This is a genomic window from Neobacillus sp. 114 (assembly GCF_030127045.1).
GTDB lineage: Bacteria > Bacillota > Bacilli > Bacillales > Cytobacillaceae > Neobacillus > Neobacillus rhizophilus.
In genome coordinates this window covers 5,483,544-5,503,722 of the sequence record NZ_CP126144.1, presented here as the reverse complement: position 1 = coordinate 5,503,722, position 20,179 = coordinate 5,483,544, and the positions used below count along the sequence as shown (strand labels likewise).

Sequence of the window (20,179 nt, the reverse complement as noted above, 5' to 3'; positions counted from 1 at the left end):
AATATTCTATTGAAATATTATCATCAATTAATTTATAATTTTTTTATCACCTTGTTATATAACATCTTTGGGGGAGAAAATTTGTAGTACATAACAAAGGGGGAAATTTATGTTTGAGAAACTGGTCACAAGCATTACAGGTTATTTATGGAGCCCGCCACTCATCGTCTTCATCGTTGCGGTAGGGCTGTACTTTAGTGTCCGCACCGGATTTTTGCAAATTCGTCATTTTAAAGAAATGATTCGTTTAATCTCTTCCGGTAAGAGTTCCAATGAGGGGGTATCTTCCTTTCAAGCATTGGCCATGTCATTATCAGGCCGTATAGGTGTCGGTAACATTGCTGGAACGGCAACGGGAATTGCATTCGGAGGACCAGGTTCTGTGTTTTGGATGTGGGTGATTACCTTTATTGGTGCAGCATCCGCTTTTGTGGAATCAACGCTTGCACAAATTTACAAGGAAAAGCAAGACGGAGAGTATCGAGGCGGTCCGGCCTTCTATATTGAAAAAGGGCTTGGTTGGAAATGGTTTGCGGTTATTTTTGCGATTGCCACTCTCCTTGCTATGGCGGTATTGATGCCGGGCATTCAGGCAAACTCCATTGCAGAGGGCGTCAGCAATGCATTTGGCATTGACAGGACGGTAACTGGTTTAGTAGTTGTGTTCCTAATGGGGCTTATTATTTTCGGAGGAGTTAAGCGGATTGCTAGAGTCGCAGAATTTGTCGTGCCGTTTATGGCCGGGGGATATTTATTAATTGCTCTTGCCATCATTGCGGTTAATTTTGATAGAATTCCTGAAGTATTTTCCCTTATTTTTAAGAGTGCTTTCGGAGCGGAAGAAATGTTTGGCGGAATTCTCGGTTCTACCATAATGTGGGGTGTAAAACGCGGTCTATACGCGAATGAAGCAGGACAAGGTACAGGTGCCCACCCTGCAGCTGCCGCAGAAGTATCACACCCGGCAAAACAAGGACTTGTACAAGCATTTTCGATTTATCTTGATGTATTCCTAGTCGTTACATCGACTGCATTTATGATTCTATTTACAAATTCGTATAATACTATTAATGAAAAAACGGGCAAAATCCTAGTTGAGCACCTCAAGGGAGTGGAGAGTGGTCCTGCTTACACGCAAGCAGCAGTTGATACCATCCTGCCTGGATTAGGTTCAGGATTCATTGCAATCGCTCTATTCTTCTTTGCTTTCACAACTATTTTTGCCTACTACTATATTGCGGAAACAAATCTTGCATATTTAGTAAAGGGTAAAAATAGGAAATTATCTATGACAGTTTTAAAGATTGTCCTCTTAGGTGCCACTTTCTATGGATCAGTAAAGACCGCGGAAACAGCGTGGGCCATGGGGGATATCGGACTTGGAATCATGGTATGGTTGAACTTGCTGGCAATTCTTTTATTATTCAAACCAGCACATATTGCTCTAAAGGATTATGAAGCACAGCTGAAGCAAGGGCTAGATCCGGAGTTCAATTCAACTAAATTGGGTATCAAGAATGCAGATTTCTGGGCTGATGGTTATAAAAAGTCAGAAAAAGATGGAAAGAAACGTGTAGCAAATTAAGCAGAAAAGTTTATAAAGCAGGAAAAGGCAACAGGGTGAGTAACAATTTCCTGTTGCCTTTGTTTATTTCCTTAATTTTATGATAAAGCAAGTGCCCTGCCCGAAGCCGACAGTTGTTCTCGACCGGGATTTATCCACTCTATATAAGCGGTCTAACAGAAAAATAAGTTCCCTGATTTTAAAAAAAGCAAATCTAAAGCACCGAATTTAAGAGGGCAAATCTCCTAAAGGTTTTAATTTCGTCATTTTTTCTCCATAAAACGTGAATGTTTGTATGTTAGACTAATTCTATAAAAATGGTATGTAAGGTGATATCATGTACAATTTATTTAGCAAAATCAGTGCAGTGTTAAGCCAACCGTTTTTTGAAATGGCGAATAGTTTAGAATCATGGCCGATTATTTTCGCGTTAATTCTTGGATTAGTAGGAGCGCTTGCGCCCTGCCAGCTGACCGGGAATATTAGTGCCATCACCCTTTATGGCAACCGTTCGATTCAACAGAAAATTGCCTGGAAGGATGTTTTCTTTTTTACTCTGGGAAAAATAATCGCTTTTTCTCTATTGGGTGTTTTGGTTTGGCTGCTTGGAAAAGAAATTGAACAAAACCTTACCTTTGTTTTTCCATGGCTTCGCAAGATAATGGGACCCTTATTAATTTTTGTGGGACTATTTATGGTAGGAATCATAAAATTTAGAGGGACATTCAATCTCTTTAAGGCAACGAAAGAGTACAAACATGAAAATCCTTTTGGATCCTTTATGCTTGGGTTTAGTTTCTCACTTGCCTTTTGTCCGACCATGTTTATTCTGTTTTTTGTTACCTTAATGCCAGTTGTGCTCTCTAGTCCGTATGGATTTATTCTTCCTCCAGTATTTGCCTTAGGGACGGCCATCCCATTATTAATTATCATGTTGATCATTTGGTACCTTGGCGGAAGCGGTATGATCATGAAAAAGGGTAGAAAGTTCGGGGCATTCATTCAAAGGTCAGCGGGAATTGTCATGCTGCTTTTGGGGATTTTTGATACATTAACTTATTGGTCCTTATAACAAAGGCAGTATGATTGGACATACTGCCTTTGTTAATTAAGAATATATTATAATTATTTCAAACTGCGATTCAAGAAAGCCTTCGTCCGTTCATGCTGCGGGTTTTCGAAAAGCTCAGCTGGATGGCCAGATTCTACAATCTCACCATTATCCATAAAAATAACACGATTGGCTACCTCTTTTGCAAAGCCCATTTCATGGGTCACCACAATCATTGTCATGTGTTCTTTGGCCAAATCTTTCATTACTTGTAGAACCTCACCTGTTAACTCTGGATCCAAGGCGGAAGTAGGTTCATCAAACAGCAAGATACCAGGATTCATCATCAGTGCTCGGGCGATGGCTACCCGCTGTTTTTGGCCCCCCGATAAGTTGGATGGGTAGGCATTGGCATGACTAGAGAGACCAATTTTTTCAAGAATATCTTTGCTTTGCTGTTGAATGGCTGATGGTGCTTGCTTTTTTACCAATTTAGGCGCTAGTTCCAGATTTTCCTTGACCGTTAAGTGTGGAAAAAGGTTAAAGTGTTGGAACACCATGCCCATCTTGGCGGTAATATTCTTGATGTCGGCTGGTTTAGAATAGACTCCATCCTTCACCAAATAATCTCCGGAAACACAGATGCTGCCGCCGTCTATTGTTTCTAACTGTACCAGGCTGCGAAGCATTGTACTTTTACCAGAACCGGAGGGGCCGATGACAGCGACCACATCATTTTTATTTACATCAAAGGTAATTTGTTTTAAAACATCTAAATGGCCGTACGATTTTTTTAGATTCTTTACTTCGATGATTGCCATATTCCACTGCTCCTTTCCTATGCAAAATTGAACCGTTTTTCAATCCATTTAAAGAACATGGTTAAGAATAACGTCATGATTAAATAAATAATACCGGCAACAAGAAAAGGCGCAATAGTAAAATCGCGGTTTACCGCTGTCTCGGCAAAGTGGAGCAATTCTGGTACAGCAACGGCATAAAGCAGGGCGGTATCTTTAACCAAAGTCACTGATTCATTCGCTACGGCCGGAAGAGCAATGCGGAACATTTGCGGTAAAATGACACGAGTCATTGTTTGAAACTTATTTAAGCCAAGAACCTGTGCAGCTTCATATTGTCCTTTATCAATAGCCAGAAGCCCTCCGCGAAAGATCTCGGCAAAATAGGCGGCATAGTTCAGGATAAACCCTAAACAAGCTGCAACGAAGCGGTCTAATACCAAATATTCGCCAATGACCGGAATCATCGGCAGACCGAAACAAATAAATAGTAGCTGCAACAAAAGCGGTGTGCCGCGCATCACATAAATATAGGTTTGGGCAAGCCTGGAAAGCGTCTTAAAGCGGCTTCTGACAGCCAGTGTCAATAAAAAGCCAAGCGGAATAGATACGGCAATGGCAATTAAAAACAACAGGATGGTCATCTGGGCCCCTTCGAGCATCGGACCAAGAATGGAGACGATATAATCAAAAGACATAGAAGGATTCCTCCAAAAACAAAACAGGGTTTCCTATGGAAATCCTGTTCCGTATAATCTTCGTTATTATTATTATTATTTTAAAACTTTATCTTCGCCAAACCACTTTTCTGAAATTTTAGCGGCAGTGCCGTCTTCGTTCATTTCATCCAGTGCTTTTTGCAGTTTATCTAGAAGCTTTTCATTTCCTTTTTTCACGCCAATTCCATACTCTTCAGGAGCAAGGGATTCATCAAGAATCTTAAAGGATTCTTTTTCTTTAGACATATAGTACTTTATTACAACCTCATCAATGACAACAGCATCTAATCTGCCGCTCTTTAGGTCGTTCAGTGCAAGAACATTATCTTTAAATTCTGTCACTGTTTTGATTTTGTCTTTAATTGGATTAGCATCTAAGGCATCAGATGCAGATGAAAGAGATTGTAAGCCAACCACTTTCCCTTCTAAATCAGCTAATTTTTTTATATTAGAATCAGAGCGGGTAACAACTACCTGCGCATTTTTTAAATAAGGCTTTGTAAAAAGAACTTTCTTTTTACGTTCATCTGTAATGGTGTAACCGTTCCAAATAAGGTCGATTCGGCCGGAGCTTAATTCGGATTCTTTTGTTTTCCAATCGATTGGCTGGAACTTAACCTTTTGGCCCATTTTCTCAGCCGCTGCTTTTGCGAAATCAATATCAAAACCAACGATTTCGTTCTTTTCATCACGGAATCCCATCGGAGCAAATTTATCATCAATACCGATTACTAACGTGTCATCAGCCTTAGCAGCCTTTTCAGCAGAATTAGAAGAGCATCCCGTTACGATGGCGAATACTGCAGCTATTGCTAGAATCATAGTTGCGATACGTTTCATTCTATAGAAACCACCTTTATATTTAATTTTAATTGCTTTAGTACTTTATCACACTACCATATTATAATACTAAAATATCATCTAATACAATATGAGAATAATAATAACAATATTACGAAAATTTAACCTCTTGATTTAAGCCGTTTTTTTAAAAGGAAAAAGCTCCGACCAGTTTTGTCGGAGCTTTTTACCAAAGTATTTACTCATATCTTAATGCATCAATTGGACTAAGCTTGGATGCTTTGTTAGCAGGGAGGATGCCGAAAATAATCCCGATAAAGGCAGAAAAACTGATTCCTATTAACACGATTAAAGGACTCATTGTGGCTGTGATAGGAGATAATTTAGACACAATAATCGTACCGATTGCGGCTAACCCCATGCCTATTAGGCCGCCTAAAGAGGTTAGAGTGATCGCTTCGATTAGAAATTGCAGGAGGATTTTTCTCCTTGTAGCACCGATTGCTTTTCGAAGGCCAATTTCTCTTGTTCGTTCCGTGACAGATACAAGCATGATGTTCATGACGCCAATCCCGCCAACTAAGAGAGAAATACCGGCGATACTTCCAATCAGCAGTGTCAGCAACGATATCATCTTATTTAATTCTTTTTCATAATCTTCGAAGCTATTGGTTGTATACTTGCCATCTTCCAGTCCTTTTTTTTCTGTCAAGGTTTCAGCGGCCAGCCTGCCAGTCTCTGAAACTTTCTCAGGATCGCTGGCAATCACAGATAATTGCTCAATTTCCCTATTGCCAAACATCATAGAAATGACGGCCCGAGGCATCATCATTTCACCGTTATCCTTGTTGCGGAATTGCTCAGGAATCGGTGATTCATAGACACCTACGATTTTATAAGGATTGCCGTTTAAATCAATTATTTCACCAATGGGATGTTCAGATTCCTTGAAGAATTTCTTCCGGGCGAAGGTATCGATCATGATAACGCGATTTAGACCGTCATTATCTGCCGCATAGAAGGAACGCCCTTCCAGTACCTTAATTTTTCTGGCAGAGAAGTATTCGGCACCGACACCGGTGATTTGCATGTCTCCCTGCACATCATTGCGTACCATCATTCCATAGCCTTGATTAGTCGCAATCACCGCTTTCACGCCGGGAACCTCAGCAAGTGTTTGGACATCATCGTTGGTCAGCTCAGGTTCCATCCAAAACGTCGGCTCTTCACCCTCGGGAGGCATGTATTCATAGAAAATATTAATTGCATTTTTATCGGTTCCGAAAAATTCATTCGTCATTTTGGTTCTAGTACCTTGGCCGATTGCCACTATAATGATAACAGCGGCAACCCCGATAATAATCCCAAGCATCGTCAAGATGGACCGTACCTTATGATTCCAAATGGAAGAAAGGGCGATTTTAAAGCTTTCCCATATATTCATGAGGCCACCACACTCCGGTCATCGGTAATCATGCCATCTTTTATTGTAATAATCCTCTTCGCGTAGGCTGCTATCTCTTCTTCGTGGGTAACGATAATCACCGTTTTTCCTTCCTCGTTCAACTGGGTAAATAGCTTCATGATTTGGGCGCTTGTTTTTGAATCAAGAGCCCCGGTTGGCTCATCTGCTAGAATAATTGTAGGATTGTTGACAAGAGCTCTTGCAATGGCGACCCGCTGTTTTTGACCTCCTGACAATTCGCTGGGGAGATGCTTCATGCGGTCTTCCAAGCCGACCTTGGTCAGCAGTTGCTTCGCCCTCTCGGTTCTTTCCCGTTTTGATATCCCTGCATATATGAGCGGGGAGGCAACATTTTTCAAAGCATTATCCCTGGGGAACATAAAAAACTGTTGAAAAACAAAGCCAATATGCTCATTTCTCAATTTTGCCAAGATGCTCTCTTTTGCGGAGCTGATAACTTCGCCATTCAATTCATAGGTTCCAGATGTCGGGTAATCCAAAAACCCAATGATATTCATTAAGGTGGACTTTCCAGACCCCGATGGCCCCATAATCGCAATAAACTCTCCATCTTCAATGGTTAAATCAATTCCATGCAGGACTGGAACCTCGAGTGACCCCTTTCCATAAACCTTTGTGATTTTATTTAACTTCATCAAAAGAGGTCACTTCCATTCCATCATGGATTTGTTCGTTTGGCGTAATCACGACAAGCTCACCCAGCTTTACTCCATCCTTAATTTCGATGAATTCATCATTCATTGCGCCTGTTTTCACTTCACGTCTTTCCAACTTTCTATCCACTAAAACATAGACAACTTTGGCGCCTCCTTCATCGACAAGCGCTGGGTGTGGAACCGCAAGTGGTTTTTCGGCGCCGCTCACTTTAATTTCTAATGAAACATGGAAGCCTTGCCGCAGCTCTGAAGTATCATCGGTAATCGCGACCTTAAACGGATACATCGTCACATTGCCTCCGCCTGGAGGTCCGCCGAATTCTCCGCCGCCTCCGCCGTCTTCCGTAGGGAATTGGGAAACAGATTCGATCGTACCCTTCCATTCCCGGTCTTTATAAACTTTTGGGCGAATAATGACTGGCTGCCCGTGCTGAATTTTGACAGCGTCAAATTCGCTCATAGTCCCAATCACTTTATATGGCTGACTTGAAATAATATGGATGACAGGTTCTGCTGAACCGGTTTCCGTTTTGGCGACGTTAGGGTCAACCTTCACGATTATGCCATCCATTTTGCTTACAACCGTCATGTCATTTTTCTGAGCAGTAAGCTCTTTAATCTGATCTTCGGTAGTGGCAATTTCGGATTTTGTGCTTTCATATTGCATTTCCAACTGGATTTTTTCATTCGAAAGCTGATTTACACTTTCTTGAGTTACAGGAGCCTCTTCCGTCCTTTCCGAATTGGAAGCCTGTGTCTGCAATTTCTTCTTCGCATCATTAAGGCGCTTCGTTAGGTCAGCAATTTGATTTTGCTCTGTTTTTGCCCTGCTAGTGAGCAAATCTTTGCTGCGGGCGGCTCTAGTAAGTTCGTTTTCTATTTTGGCGGAATCGTAAACTACCAGCGCATCACCGGCTTTGACTGCCTGGTTTTCATTTACCTTAATTTCTTTAATCGCCCCTTTTTGGGGATCGATAAAGACCTTTTGCTCACTTTCCGGCACAATTTTCCCGGTTACGAGAATAGATTGGGCAAGTTCTTTCTGACTCACTTTTTGAACGGTAATTCCCATTGTTGTTTTTGGTTCCGCTCCCGCCATTTGACTCTGTGGCTTAGTAATAAAATAAGCGGTCGTTCCCCCGATGATTAATACTGCAATAATCGATACAATCCAAATCCAAACCTTTTTTTTCACAATGAACCCCCGTCTAGTAATTTATTTTTCTCTCATATTAACTATAAATTATTTGGTAAATATTACAATAAAAATATAAATATGGGAGATTTAATAGATAATTGGAAAATTATCTATTATTATGACGAGATTTTAAACTGATTGGGTTCAATTTTTAGAAAAAATAGTCTGGAAAGGATGGTGTCATAAAGAAGTAAAAGACCCCTTTAGATTTTACTAAAAGAGCCTTTTTACGCTTTCAAATGTTTTAAAGCATAGGAAGCAAGCTGGACACGATTCTCCAGCCCTAGTTTTTCCAATAAGTTTTTGATATGATTTTTCACCGTGTTTTCCGCAATAAATAAATGCTCCGCAATTTGTTTATTGGTTATCCCTTCTGTAAGCAATAACAGAATCTCTTTTTCACGGGGAGTCAGCGATCTTGTGGAAGGGGAAACCTGAAGGTCCTTTTCTCTGAATTGATAAAGAAGTTTTCCTGCCATTCCCCGTGTGGCATCACTCGTTCCTTCTACGATTGAATGCAGATATTGGAGCCAATCATCAGGATCCATATTTTTTAGCAAATAGCCTTGGGCACCGTATTGTACGGCGGTAAACAAATCTGCAACATTGTCGGAAACACTCAGGATGATAACTTTAATATAGGGGAATTTTTCTTTGATCATTTTTGTGGCTTCTAAACCATTCATCACGGGCATTTCAATATCCATCAAGACAATGTCTGGGATATGTTTCTCGCAAAGTTCGATGGCTTCCATACCGTTCTTGGCACTCGCTACAATTTGAAAAGTAGAGTCATCCTCAAGCATGGTAACGATGGCTTCCCGTGCGTGGGGATGGTCATCAGCAATAATAATACGATATGGATGCACCATTATTTCATCCCTCTCACAATAATTTTTGTTCCCCGGCCTTCTTTAGAATCAATTTCACAAATAGCCCCGAGCCTTTCGGACCTCTCCTGTAACATCGAAACACCGTATTGCTTCAGTCCGATGTTAGATACTTTAAATCCAACTCCATTGTCTTCTATCTTCAGAGTCCATTCGTCCTCTTGCACATGAAAATGGAAAGTAACATTAGATGCTTCTGAATGTTTTCGGATGTTTGTAAAAGCCTCTTGGATAATGCCGAAAAGCTGTACCTCTTCGGCAGCTGTGAAATAAGCATCTATTAACTGCAGGCTTAAATCGACATCAATCCCCGAAACCACACTCCAGTCTTCCAGCCAATTTTCGATCCTTTTTGAAAAAGAAACATCCTTTGCTGGGCTCATTCGTAAGTTGAAAATTGCCTGCCGCAGTTGGGTGTCAATCGAGTTCACGAGAGCTCCGGACTCATCATGCTTGCCTTTTTTTAGATGAACTTTTAATAAAAACAGAGTTTGGGCAATACTGTCATGTAACTCCTTTGCCAACCTTTCTCTTTCTTCATAAATCACCCGCATTTCCCTTTCAACGGTGATTCGTTTATTCTGTTTTTTCATTAAATGGAAAACCCAAAGGGCGAAGGCATATGAAATAAGAAAAGTAAGGATAGTAATTAAATAATTTCCAATCTCCATCGAAATTTGATGGAGAAGTTCGCTATGGCGGAAAAATTCAAAACCGCCAATTAAAATAGTCGGGATTAAAGCGGTAAGAAACGGAAGGAAACGGTAGGACATCAAGGCTTCTCCTTTATAGATGGCATTTCTTTTGCTTTAACTAACGATACAATACTGTGACCGTTTTATGAACACATTCGGCTGTTTTTTTAAAAAATAGCCCCAAAGAGTCATATAAAAAAAGGGCTGAAAATCTTAATTTTATATTAGAAAACTTTTTTATAGTGGAAAAAGGGGGTGACGGTGACTTTGAAAAAATCCCTTTCTTATACCTTATTATTTTGGGTGCTGTTTTTACTAGCAACACCGAAGGCAGCATTCGCCCATGCTGTTTTGGAAAAGGCTGTACCGGCTCAAGATATCCACTTACAGTCTTCCCCAAAAGAAATAACACTAACGTTTAATGAAAGGCTGGAGAATGAATTTTTTACATTAAAGGTTTTCGATGAAAACGGGGAAGAAATCGGCAGAACAAAGGCCAAGCTTAGTGTTGATCAAAAGGAATTGGACTTGAAATTACCTAAATTAGCAGATGGAAATTATACAGTATCCTATCAGGTAGTTTCCGCGGATGGTCATCCTGTAAAGGGGTCTTACATATTTTCTGTTGGAGAAGGCTTTGCTGGTAAAAGTAAGACTGTCCCGATTCAACAAGGGGATGAACTTTCCCCATTAACTTCGGTTGGACGAATTTTCTACTATCTTGCGCTGCTTCTTGCTGCAGGATGGATTTGGTGGGGGGCAATGGCAAGAAAACAATTGGTGCTATTGCATGAATTAAAGCAAAGCCATGAAAGTATTGCCCGTCTTTTGTTAATGGTCTTTATCATTGCCAATTTCGAATTTGGCGCCATGTTGGCAGGAGGGTACCTGGACCAATGGAGTCTAAGTAACTTAATCGCCATGATAATTGATACAACAGCAGGTCTATCATGGATGATCACGACTATTTTATTGCTGCTTGGGTTTGTCATATTATTCCGCAATCCATGGGTAGATAGTGTCTGGGTAGTGCTGATTCTTGGAGCAAAGAGTGTCAACGGCCATGCGTTTGCCTTTGAACCGAGGCTCTTAACTGTTTCCTTGGACTTGCTTCATTTGCTGGCAGCAGCCATTTGGGCAGGCGGATTGCTTTATATTTTGCTCTATATTAAAAAGTTTCAAGAACACGTCCAAAAGTTTATTAAATTATTTTCTGCTGCGGCCCTTATCAGTATGGTGGTGTTGATTGGAACGGGATTGATTTCTACCTTTATTTATTTGCCAAAAATCCAGTACCTTTTGGAAACCCGATGGGGAACCCTGCTAATAGTTAAAACTAATCTCGTTTTAGTCGTAATAGCGGTTGCTGCGGCGTTACGTTTATATTTAAAAAAACAGGATGAAGGAAACATTCGAAGATTGGTAAAGCTGGATTTTATTCTCATGCTCAGCATTGTATGTATCGTGGGGGCTCTTACCTACCTTAGCCCGATTCCGGAAAATAAACCGTTACATTGGCATGAAAAAGTGGAAGGAATGGATTTTACAACAAGCATTTCACCTAAGGTGCCTGGTACCAACTCATTCATGGTGGAGGCGAATTCTCATGAGGAAGGGCTGGGGATTAAACGAATTGAGCTTTATTTAATCAATAAAGACAATTCCGATGTCGCACCGATTCATGTCCCGCTGGAGGTTTATGACCAAGGGAAGTATGCGCATTTTATGACCGATGGCAGCTACCTGCCGTTTGCAGGGAACTGGACAGCAGAGGTCCGGATTCTGGATTCGGAGGATAATGAAACCGTGTATCGGAAAGATTTTGTTGTTTATTAAAAAACGGATAGGAGATTTTTATTATGAAAAAACTTTTAACATATATGTTATCAATTATTGGGGCATTATCTCTATTTGCTGGCGTCGCCAGTGCCCATGTTACTGTTCAGCCGAGTGAGACATCACAGGGAAAATATGAAGTATTCACGGTTAAAGTACCTTCAGAAAATGAGCAGGCACCAACAACGAAAATTGAAGTAAAAATTCCTGATGATGTCGATGTTACTCGTTTTGAACCAAAACCGGGCTGGAAATATGACGTTCAAAAGGATGCGACAGGCAAAATCACAAGTGTTACCTGGACTACTGAAAGCGAAGGCTTATCACCGACAGAATTTGCGATGTTTAACATGTCCGGAAAAGTTGGCGACAAAGCTGAGAAAATTGTCTGGAAGGCCTACCAAACTTACCAGGATGGCAATGTCGTTGAATGGGTTGGAGCAGCGGATGCGGATAAGCCTGCTTCTGTAACAGTCGTACATCCAGCTACGGGTGATAGCGGACATGGTCATGGGGCTGTCCAAACAGATAAAACGGCGGATACTGCGGCTGATCACGCACAAAATACGGAGAATAAAGCATCATCCAATACGGCGCTTTACCTTTCTATCGCAGCACTCTTAGTAGGGTTAATTGCCTTAGGGTTCTCTTTGAAAAAGAAATAATAGGTTTGTTAACACAATAGGGGTGTTCCTTTTTAGGGACACCCCTATATATTTTTTAGTAGTAAAAATATAAAATAAATAATGATATAGAATATTCTTTTGCTTCGGAGGTTTAGATGGAGGCGCAAATTCTAGCATGGTTTGAAAACAGTGGTATCTATGCCGTTTTGCTGAGCATTGTTCTGAATATCATCATTAGTTTCTTGGGAATTGTTCCAAGCGTCTTTCTAACCGCCGCCAATATCAGCTTCTTTGGATTTGGACAAGGCCTGTTAATCTCGATTCTTGGTGAGGCTTTTGGAGCAATTTTCAGTTTTCATTTATATCGAAAAGGGATTAATAAGGTAAAAGATAGGATTACCATAAAAAATAAATATTTAAATAGACTGCAGAGTACCCAAGGCTTGGAGGCTTTTTTCCTGATTGTCGCACTTAGAATCTTTCCGTTCATCCCCTCAGGAGTGGTGACGCTCGTAAGCGCAAGCAGCAAGGTGGGAATCCTGAATTATTCAATTGCTAGCACGCTTGGAAAAATTCCTGCCCTATTAATAGAAGCTTACTCCGTTCAGCAGGTTCTTAACTGGAGTGTACAGGGAAAAATTATTTTGGTGTTATGTTCAATTTTTATGGTTGTTTTTTTAATAAAAAGGTTTCGAAAAAAAACAAGGGTCCTTCCAAGAAAGTGAAGGCGCCCTTGTTTTTTACTTATTTAAAGATTAATACCTTACCAACTGTGCCATCGGCGCTTTCGCCAACCACACGGAATTTCAATCCGTATTTTGGTACGTTACGGCCGGCATCCACGAGGCCTAGGTTGCTGTAGTCAGCCTTGTCATCAAAAAGCGGATTACGCTGAGTGAAGTTGTCGGTTAACGTAAATTGCCCTGGATAATTCAAGAACATTTTTTCTGTTTTGCTTAGACCAAATGCGGCGTCATGCAATTGGTAACGAGAGGAGCTGACAGTTTTATCGCTCCAGGATAGAGCATGCTGGTCTGAATCTACGACACCTAGGAAACCATCCCCAGGATGGATGCCTGTCCAGTTGTTATCATAGGATCCATCTACATACCAAACAACAAGGCCAGGGTCATAGCTCATTAGGGTTGCGCCGCGGCGGATGTGGGATAAACCTGCATCGACACCGTTATGGGAGCGCCATTCTAATAGATAATAATGGGTAGTAGTATATTTGCCATCATGCTTTTCAAAGCCGTTTAATGTAAATTGAGGGGTGTCTTCTGCGCCATCAAAGAATACCTGAGCGTCGTCGGCAGTCACTTTTACATTGTCAACGAAGAAGCCGTCTAAATTGGTAGCCCAGTCTGTCATTGAGCGGAATTGGATCTGGATCTTTTGACCTTTGTAGGCACTTAAATCGATTGTTTCATGGACCCATCCGTTACTTGAGCCGGTATAGCCTGGAAGGTTTTCTTTGATTGCCGGATAGCCGCCAGGGTCAAGGGTTGTGCTAGTACGTTCGGAAGAAAGGGATTTCCAAGCTTTTCCTCCGTCCGTTGAAACCTGCACCATCGCGTAATCCCAATCTTTTTCAATGTTGTACCAGGCATCGAAATCAAGAGTCGCTTTGCTTGCAGTTGTTAAATCCACTGATGCAGACATTTTATGGTCAGCTTCATCACCTTTGCCACCATAGTACTCAAATGTTCCATCCTTTGGCGTATTCAAGACATTTACTTTGTTAGGCAGGTCAATTCTTACCGCATCATTATTGGTACCTTTTGTGACCCCTTCATCGAGAAGAACAGTAGTACCTGTTTTTGTGATGTCATTCGCATGGAGAGTTGTTCCACTTAACCAGTTGCCGCCATGCAGGTCTTGCAGCATTTCTCTCGCAAATGGGCTAAATCCAGTCGGCTCAGTTCCCGGAATTTTTCCGGCCCAGCTGCCGGCTGACATAATAGACCAATATTCAATTGCTTCACCAGCACCCGTATATTGAGTATCATACTCATCAGGAAGGCCTAAGTCGTGACCGAATTCGTGAGAAAATACTCCGGCTGCTCCGTCTTCTGGTTCGATGGTGTAGTCGTATGCTCCTAAGAGGCCTCCAAAACGATCACTATTGGATATTCCGCCAGGAACTGCTCTTAGCGCACCAAGATTCCAGCGGTGGGACCAAATAGCATCTGGCCCTAATTTTCCACCGCCAGCTTCTTCTCCAACACCAGCATGAATGACCATTAAGTGATCAATAATGCCATCAGGCTCGTTATAGATACCATCACCATTATAATCATCACGGTCCCAAACATCATAATCTGCTAAATTAATATTAGGGTCCGCTGCGGCTTTTTTAAGAGCTTCATAGACAAGTTCTCTCGGACGAGCATCGCTTCCATCCGGTGTGGGATAGTTCCCGCCATAATACGCTGCAGGATGATCCGCAGTATACCAGCCGGCAACAGTTCCATCAACCGTATAGCTACCGCCTGATTGCTGCTCATAATACTGCTTCATGGAAACAAGCTTCTCGCCGTTAGGGCCATCGTAGCCATTTGCTCCGAAAATCATATCTTGGAAATGGTCGTGGGTGTAATCCTCATACCACATATCCGTTTCGTCTTTTGTGATTGAGCTTTTCTCGTAATCTGGGAAATCAATTGCCAAAACAAGAACCTTGTCGTGGCGGACATTACCGTCGTAACTCTCTTTTTGGACAGGGTCTACAGTATTTTTGTTGGCTTGTCCTAGTTTATTTCCCTTGCCACTTTGAAGCCCGTTTGAATTAGGCTTCACTCCTTCTTTAATAGTGCCAAGTCCGGCAGGCAGCTGGTCTTTTGTCTTGAAAGCTTTGCCTTTTGCTTTTAGATATTGTTGTAATGCCTTTTCCGCCTCCGCAGGGCTAGCATTTTTAGCAATTTTCCCTTGCCGCTTCAGCATTTCTATTAATCTCTCATCATTAGCAATTCCCAGGTCAATCGGTGCCCCTTGTGTTGATAGTTTTGCTGCCGGACCTGCGGCTTGTCCGGCAGGTACTGCCGCCATATTCAGCATTCCCAGCCCTAAAGATAGTGCTAGTGCTGTAGAAAATAGTTTTCTTCTTTTCATAAAGCCCCTCCTAGACAATGTTTGTAACCGCTTTCACGAAGTATTTCTATTAAAAAACTACGCTATGTACCATTCCCCCTTTAGGGTTACCATAAAAACTTAGTGTCCCTAAGAAAATATAATCTATTTTAATAATAAAATTGGTACAGAAAATTGTAAATATTTAAAATATTGAATGACAAAAATAGTTAAATTATCCTAAAAACCGGAAACATGCTTCATTGTCTGATAAGCATTCTTCAGCATAAAGTGAGAATTTTCACCTATTTTTTCAAGTGATTAGGTTTGGTAAAATATTCATTATTCGTTAAAATAGGAAATTAGAATTATGTTCAGTATCATAGGAAGGAATTTAATACTTTAACGCATTGCAGGCAATGCCGCTTGGCAATGAGTTAAAGTGATGAGGAGGGGTTTTGTGAAGGACAAGCGGTTTAAGATTGCCCACCGAGAAGCGTTAATCGGCGTGGTCCTGGTTGTAATCAATTTTGTATGGTGGTACGGGTTTGCTTACGGTTTGGGTTCTAAAAAGGTAGAAGATTACTCTTACATATTCGGCTTGCCGGCCTGGTTTTTTTATAGCTGCATCGCGGGATTTGTCGTAATGATCATTCTTGTCAGCATAACCGTTAAATTTGTATTTAAAGATGTACCCTTTGAAGAGAAAGAGAGGAATACTGAGTGAACTGGGCAGTCATTACGCCATTAATTATTTTTTTATTCATCATTTTTGCTGTCGGCTTCTGGTCGAATAAATTTGTCCTCAAATCCAACTCGTTTTTGGAGGAATACTTTTTAGGCGAACGTCAGATGGGTGGCTTCATTCTGGCCATGACGATGGTGGCCACTTATGGCAGTGCCTCAAGCTTTATCGGCGGGCCGGGTGTCGCTTACACACAGGGCCTGGGCTGGGTGCTGCTGGCGATGGCACAGCTGGCCACTGGTTATTTCACCTTAATGGTGCTGGGAAAGAAATTTGCGATTATTTCCCGCCAGTACAAGGCCATTACGCTGATTGACTTTTTGAAAAATCGTTATCATAGCAAGACGGTCGTTCTTTTATCAGCGGCCAGTATTATCATTTTTCTTTTTTCATCGATGACAGCCCAATGGATTGGCGGGGCCAGGCTGGTGGAATCGTTGACCGGACTGCCGTATACGGTGGCCTTATTGATTTTTGCTTTTTCCGTCCTTGTCTTTGTCATTGTTGGCGGCTTCCGGGCTGTTGCTTTAACGGATACGATTCAGGGCGTTGTGATGTTCATGGGAACCTTGATTCTTCTAATCGCTACCATTAAGGCCGGCGGGGGAATTCCAAGGATTATTGCCGATTTGGCGGCGGAAAACCCGAACTTAATCAGCCCATTTGGTGCCGAACGCACTTTAACTCCGGCGTACGTTTCTTCTTTTTGGATTTTAGTTGGGATAGGCGTCGTCGGCCTGCCGCAGATTGCCGTTCGGGCCATGTCCTATAAAAACTCAAAAGCAATGCACAATGCCATTATCATTGGAACAGTTGTGGTCGGCTTTATCATGCTTGGTATGCACCTCATCGGCGTTTTCGCAAGGCCTGTGCTTCCGGGTGTTAAAATTGGCGATACCGTTATGCCGCTGCTTTCCATGAAAGTGCTCCCGCCGTTTGTTGCGGGTATTGTCCTAGCGGCTCCGATGGCGGCCATCATGTCAACAGTTGATGCCCTGTTGATTTTGGTCAGCTCGGCATTGGTGAAGGATGTTTATTTAAATTATATTAAACCGACCGCCAGCGACCAGCAAATTAAAAAGGTAAGTTTCAGCGTAACTGCGATTATTGGTGTCCTGGTCATTTTGCTCGCGTTGAGTCCACCGGATTTAATCATTTGGCTCAATTTATTTTCATTTGGCGGCTTGGAGTCCGTGTTTATTTGGCCGGTTATTTTAGGCTTGTATTGGAGCAAGGGGAATAAATATGGGGCGATTACTTCGATGATTTTGGGGATGAGTTCCTACATTATCTTTGACCGATTTTATCCTAATCCCCTCGGCGTGCATACAGTGGTGCTGCCAATCCTGATTTCCCTGGCTGGATTTGTCGTGGCAAGTATGTTTACTGATTCTAAAGCCAGCAGTCTTGGACTGGAAAAATAGGCAGCTTTTCTGGATGCCCCCGCTTCAGAACTATTTTTGTTGCAATTTTCTTTATGAATTTTTAAAATGAATTAACAGAATGAAGAGGTGGGGGATCCCATTGGTAGAGGTTATTCGCCATTTATCGGCGCTTATCATGCCAGGTTTATTAGTGTTATTTTTTACAAGGGTCACATACAATCGAATTATCGGCCTTGTCCTGACAGTGGCACTTATCGCAGCTTCTGTATACAAGGGGTATACCAATACGTTTGTTCTGATTGTCATTGACGCCTTTTCGCTGACCGCCGGTTTCTGGCTTGCCGCGAAAATGAAGCCCAAAACCGTTAAAAAAATTGATGGATAATAGTCTGCCTTAATTGGCAGGCTTTTTTTGTTTAAAAGAGGTCCCTTTTTTGCCCTGGAAGGGTACAAGAGGGTGCAGTCGGTAAAAATAGACCTCTTATTTTTCTAGAAAATGTATTTTCAAAAGGAAAGAAGGAAATACATAAAAATCGAATATTAGTTCGCATATTATTGGTTTGATTTTGGGTAAATGTGTTAAAATGTTAATATGCAATTTAGGAGATACACTTTCTAGCCGCCTCAGGAAAGTGTGAACGGCAGTTTTTCGAAAAAGGGAGGGAAACCACGTGAAGGACCAATTTGAGTTAGTTTCAAAGTATTCCCCACAAGGCGACCAGCCGGGTGCCATTAAAGAACTTGTCGAAGGCATCCGAAACAATAAGAAGCACCAGACGCTTCTTGGTGCAACCGGTACGGGGAAGACTTTTACCATATCAAACGTTATAAAGGAAGTTAACAAGCCAACCCTTGTCATCGCTCACAATAAAACATTAGCCGGCCAGCTCTACAGCGAGTTCAAGGATTTTTTTCCGAATAACGCAGTGGAGTATTTCGTCAGCTATTACGATTACTATCAGCCGGAAGCGTACGTTCCGCAGACCGATACATTTATTGAAAAAGATGCCAGCATCAACGATGAGATTGATAAACTGCGGCACTCCGCTACTTCTTCTTTGTTCGAGCGCAAGGACGTCATCATCATCGCCAGCGTATCCTGCATTTACGGCCTCGGTTCGCCGGAAGAATACCGGGAGATGGTCGTTTCCCTCCGCACAGGCATGGAAATTGAGCGCAATCAGCTGCTTCATCGGCTGGTTGATATTCAATATGAACGGAACGATATCGATTTTAAGCGCGGGACGTTCCGGGTACGCGGCGATGTGGTCGAGATTTTCCCAGTTTCCCGCGATGAACACTGTGTGCGGGTTGAATTTTTTGGTGATGAAATTGACCGGATCCGCGAGGTTGACGCCCTAACAGGGGAAATTATTGGCGAACGCGACCATGTGGCGATTTTTCCGGCTTCTCACTTCGTTACCAGGGAAGAAAAGATGCGGATTGCCATCGAGAATATTGAAAAAGAGCTTGAAGAACGGCTTGCCATAATGCGTGAAAACAATAAGCTGCTAGAGGCACAGCGGCTGGAACAGCGCACCCGCTATGACCTTGAAATGATGCGTGAAATGGGCTTTTGCTCCGGCATCGAGAACTACTCGCGCCATCTGACCCTCAGACCGGCAGGCTCGACACCATATACGTTATTAGATTATTTTCCAGAAGACTTCCTTATAGTAATTGATGAGTCGCATGTAACTTTGCCGCAAATCAGGGGAATGTTCAATGGCGATAAGGCGCGGAAGGAAGTTCTCGTGGAACATGGTTTCCGCCTCCCATCTGCGTTGGATAACCGGCCGCTCACGTTTGACGAGTTTGAAAAGCATATCCACAACATCGTCTTCGTTTCGGCAACACCGGGACCTTATGAGCAAGAGCATACACCAGAAATGATAGAGCAAATCATTCGCCCAACTGGACTACTAGATCCAACCATCGATGTCCGTCCAATCCAAGGACAGATCGATGACCTGATTGGCGAAATTCAGGATCGCGTTAAACGAAATGAACGAGTCCTAGTTACGACATTAACGAAAAAAATGTCCGAAGACTTAACGGATTATCTGAAGGAAATTGGTATCAAGGTTCAGTATTTGCATTCTGAGATTAAAACGCTTGAGCGGATTGAAATTATCCGTGAGCTACGTCTCGGCAAATATGATGTGCTGGTCGGAATTAACTTGCTCCGGGAAGGTCTCGATATTCCGGAGGTTTCTTTGGTTACCATTCTTGATGCCGACAAGGAAGGCTTCCTCCGTTCGGAACGTTCCTTGATTCAGACGATCGGCCGGGCAGCCCGGAATGCAAACGGTCATGTCATCATGTATGCGGACCGAATGACCAATTCAATGGAACTGGCCATCAGCGAGACGAAGCGCCGCCGTGCTATACAAGAGGAGTACAATGAAAAGCATGGCATTACGCCTAAGACTATTCAGAAGGATATCCGTGATGTCATCCGCGCTACCCATGCAGCGGAAGAACAAGAAGATTACAAACCGACTGCAGCATTTGGCAAGATGACGAAGAAGGAACGAGACCAACTGATTGGCGATATGGAAAAAGAAATGAAGGCTGCCGCCAAAGCGCTTGATTTTGAGCGTGCCGCAGAGCTTCGTGATTTAATTTTGGAATTAAAGGCGGAAGGGTAACAAAACA

18 protein-coding genes are annotated in these 20,179 nt (G+C 42.2%); 9 read left to right on the top strand and 9 right to left on the bottom strand.

All coding sequences use genetic code 11. The features are described 5' to 3' along the window. Window positions 1-109: 109 nt before the first annotated feature. The gene (locus QNN06_RS27130) at window positions 110-1,585 is read left to right on the top strand and encodes an alanine/glycine:cation symporter family protein (protein ID WP_213117691.1); all 1,476 of its coding nucleotides are present in this window, start codon (window positions 110-112) and stop codon (window positions 1,583-1,585) included. A 316-nt stretch (window positions 1,586-1,901) separates the two neighbouring features. Then, the gene (locus QNN06_RS27125; RefSeq protein WP_213117692.1) at window positions 1,902-2,636 is read left to right on the top strand and encodes an urease accessory protein UreH domain-containing protein; all 735 of its coding nucleotides are present in this window, start codon (window positions 1,902-1,904) and stop codon (window positions 2,634-2,636) included. Between the two features lie 53 nt (window positions 2,637-2,689). Here the strand turns inward: QNN06_RS27125 and QNN06_RS27120 are convergent, their stop codons facing one another. From QNN06_RS27120 to QNN06_RS27085, 8 genes are all read right to left on the bottom strand, one after another. Continuing rightward, on the bottom strand, window positions 2,690-3,436 hold the full coding sequence (locus tag QNN06_RS27120; RefSeq protein WP_254124330.1) for an amino acid ABC transporter ATP-binding protein: 747 nt from the start codon (window positions 3,434-3,436) through the stop codon (window positions 2,690-2,692). 17 nt (window positions 3,437-3,453) lie between these two features. Continuing rightward, the gene (locus QNN06_RS27115; protein ID WP_284036314.1) at window positions 3,454-4,113 is read right to left on the bottom strand and encodes an amino acid ABC transporter permease; all 660 of its coding nucleotides are present in this window, start codon (window positions 4,111-4,113) and stop codon (window positions 3,454-3,456) included. A 75-nt stretch (window positions 4,114-4,188) separates the two neighbouring features. Beyond that, complete coding sequence (locus QNN06_RS27110; protein ID WP_217032221.1) at window positions 4,189-4,974, bottom strand: amino acid ABC transporter substrate-binding protein; 786 nt, start codon at window positions 4,972-4,974, stop codon at window positions 4,189-4,191. Window positions 4,975-5,173: 199 nt separating this feature from the next. Continuing rightward, window positions 5,174-6,379, bottom strand: a complete 1,206-nt coding sequence (locus QNN06_RS27105; protein ID WP_284036313.1) for an ABC transporter permease — start codon at window positions 6,377-6,379, stop codon at window positions 5,174-5,176. After that, window positions 6,376-7,059 carry an ABC transporter ATP-binding protein gene (locus QNN06_RS27100; RefSeq protein ID WP_213117696.1) on the bottom strand — a complete coding sequence of 228 codons (684 nt, stop codon included), beginning with the start codon at window positions 7,057-7,059 and terminating at the stop codon, window positions 6,376-6,378. Before QNN06_RS27100 ends, QNN06_RS27105 begins: the two co-directional genes overlap by 4 nt. After that, entirely contained in the window at window positions 7,043-8,272 is a 1,230-nt protein-coding gene (locus QNN06_RS27095; protein ID WP_284036312.1) for an efflux RND transporter periplasmic adaptor subunit, read from the bottom strand. The genes QNN06_RS27100 and QNN06_RS27095 overlap by 17 nt, the downstream gene beginning before the upstream one ends. Before the next feature lie 230 nt (window positions 8,273-8,502). Next, on the bottom strand, window positions 8,503-9,144 hold the full coding sequence (locus QNN06_RS27090; RefSeq protein WP_213118001.1) for a response regulator: 642 nt from the start codon (window positions 9,142-9,144) through the stop codon (window positions 8,503-8,505). A gap of 2 nt (window positions 9,145-9,146) precedes the next feature. Then, window positions 9,147-9,938: a sensor histidine kinase gene (locus QNN06_RS27085; RefSeq protein WP_284036311.1), complete on the bottom strand. Its 792-nt coding sequence runs from the start codon at window positions 9,936-9,938 to the stop codon at window positions 9,147-9,149. A 183-nt stretch (window positions 9,939-10,121) separates the two neighbouring features. Here QNN06_RS27085 and QNN06_RS27080 point away from each other — a divergent pair, with 183 nt between their 5' ends. The 3 genes from QNN06_RS27080 to QNN06_RS27070 all read left to right on the top strand — a co-directional run bounded on the left by QNN06_RS27080 (window position 10,122) and on the right by QNN06_RS27070 (window position 13,047). After that, window positions 10,122-11,696 carry a copper resistance CopC/CopD family protein gene (locus tag QNN06_RS27080; RefSeq protein WP_284036310.1) on the top strand — a complete coding sequence of 525 codons (1,575 nt, stop codon included), beginning with the start codon at window positions 10,122-10,124 and terminating at the stop codon, window positions 11,694-11,696. Window positions 11,697-11,719: 23 nt separating this feature from the next. Further along, window positions 11,720-12,361 carry a YcnI family copper-binding membrane protein gene (locus tag QNN06_RS27075; RefSeq protein WP_284036309.1) on the top strand — a complete coding sequence of 214 codons (642 nt, stop codon included), beginning with the start codon at window positions 11,720-11,722 and terminating at the stop codon, window positions 12,359-12,361. Window positions 12,362-12,477: 116 nt separating this feature from the next. Continuing rightward, complete coding sequence (locus tag QNN06_RS27070; RefSeq protein WP_284036308.1) at window positions 12,478-13,047, top strand: TVP38/TMEM64 family protein; 570 nt, start codon at window positions 12,478-12,480, stop codon at window positions 13,045-13,047. Window positions 13,048-13,066: 19 nt separating this feature from the next. Here the strand turns inward: QNN06_RS27070 and QNN06_RS27065 are convergent, their stop codons facing one another. Next, complete coding sequence (locus QNN06_RS27065; protein WP_284036307.1) at window positions 13,067-15,433, bottom strand: immune inhibitor A domain-containing protein; 2,367 nt, start codon at window positions 15,431-15,433, stop codon at window positions 13,067-13,069. Between the two features lie 418 nt (window positions 15,434-15,851). Here QNN06_RS27065 and QNN06_RS27060 point away from each other — a divergent pair, with 418 nt between their 5' ends. The 4 genes from QNN06_RS27060 (at window position 15,852) to uvrB (ending at window position 20,172) form a co-directional block, all read left to right on the top strand. Further along, window positions 15,852-16,118 (top strand): YhdT family protein, encoded by a 267-nt coding sequence (locus QNN06_RS27060; protein WP_372447589.1) that lies wholly within the window; start codon window positions 15,852-15,854, stop codon window positions 16,116-16,118. Then, entirely contained in the window at window positions 16,115-17,560 is a 1,446-nt protein-coding gene (panF, locus tag QNN06_RS27055; protein WP_213117704.1) for a sodium/pantothenate symporter, read from the top strand. Before QNN06_RS27060 ends, panF begins: the two co-directional genes overlap by 4 nt. A gap of 100 nt (window positions 17,561-17,660) precedes the next feature. Next, window positions 17,661-17,906 carry a CsbA family protein gene (locus QNN06_RS27050; RefSeq protein ID WP_284036306.1) on the top strand — a complete coding sequence of 82 codons (246 nt, stop codon included), beginning with the start codon at window positions 17,661-17,663 and terminating at the stop codon, window positions 17,904-17,906. A 286-nt stretch (window positions 17,907-18,192) separates the two neighbouring features. Further along, entirely contained in the window at window positions 18,193-20,172 is a 1,980-nt protein-coding gene (gene uvrB / locus QNN06_RS27045) for an excinuclease ABC subunit UvrB (protein ID WP_217032210.1), read from the top strand. Window positions 20,173-20,179 lie beyond the last annotated feature (7 nt).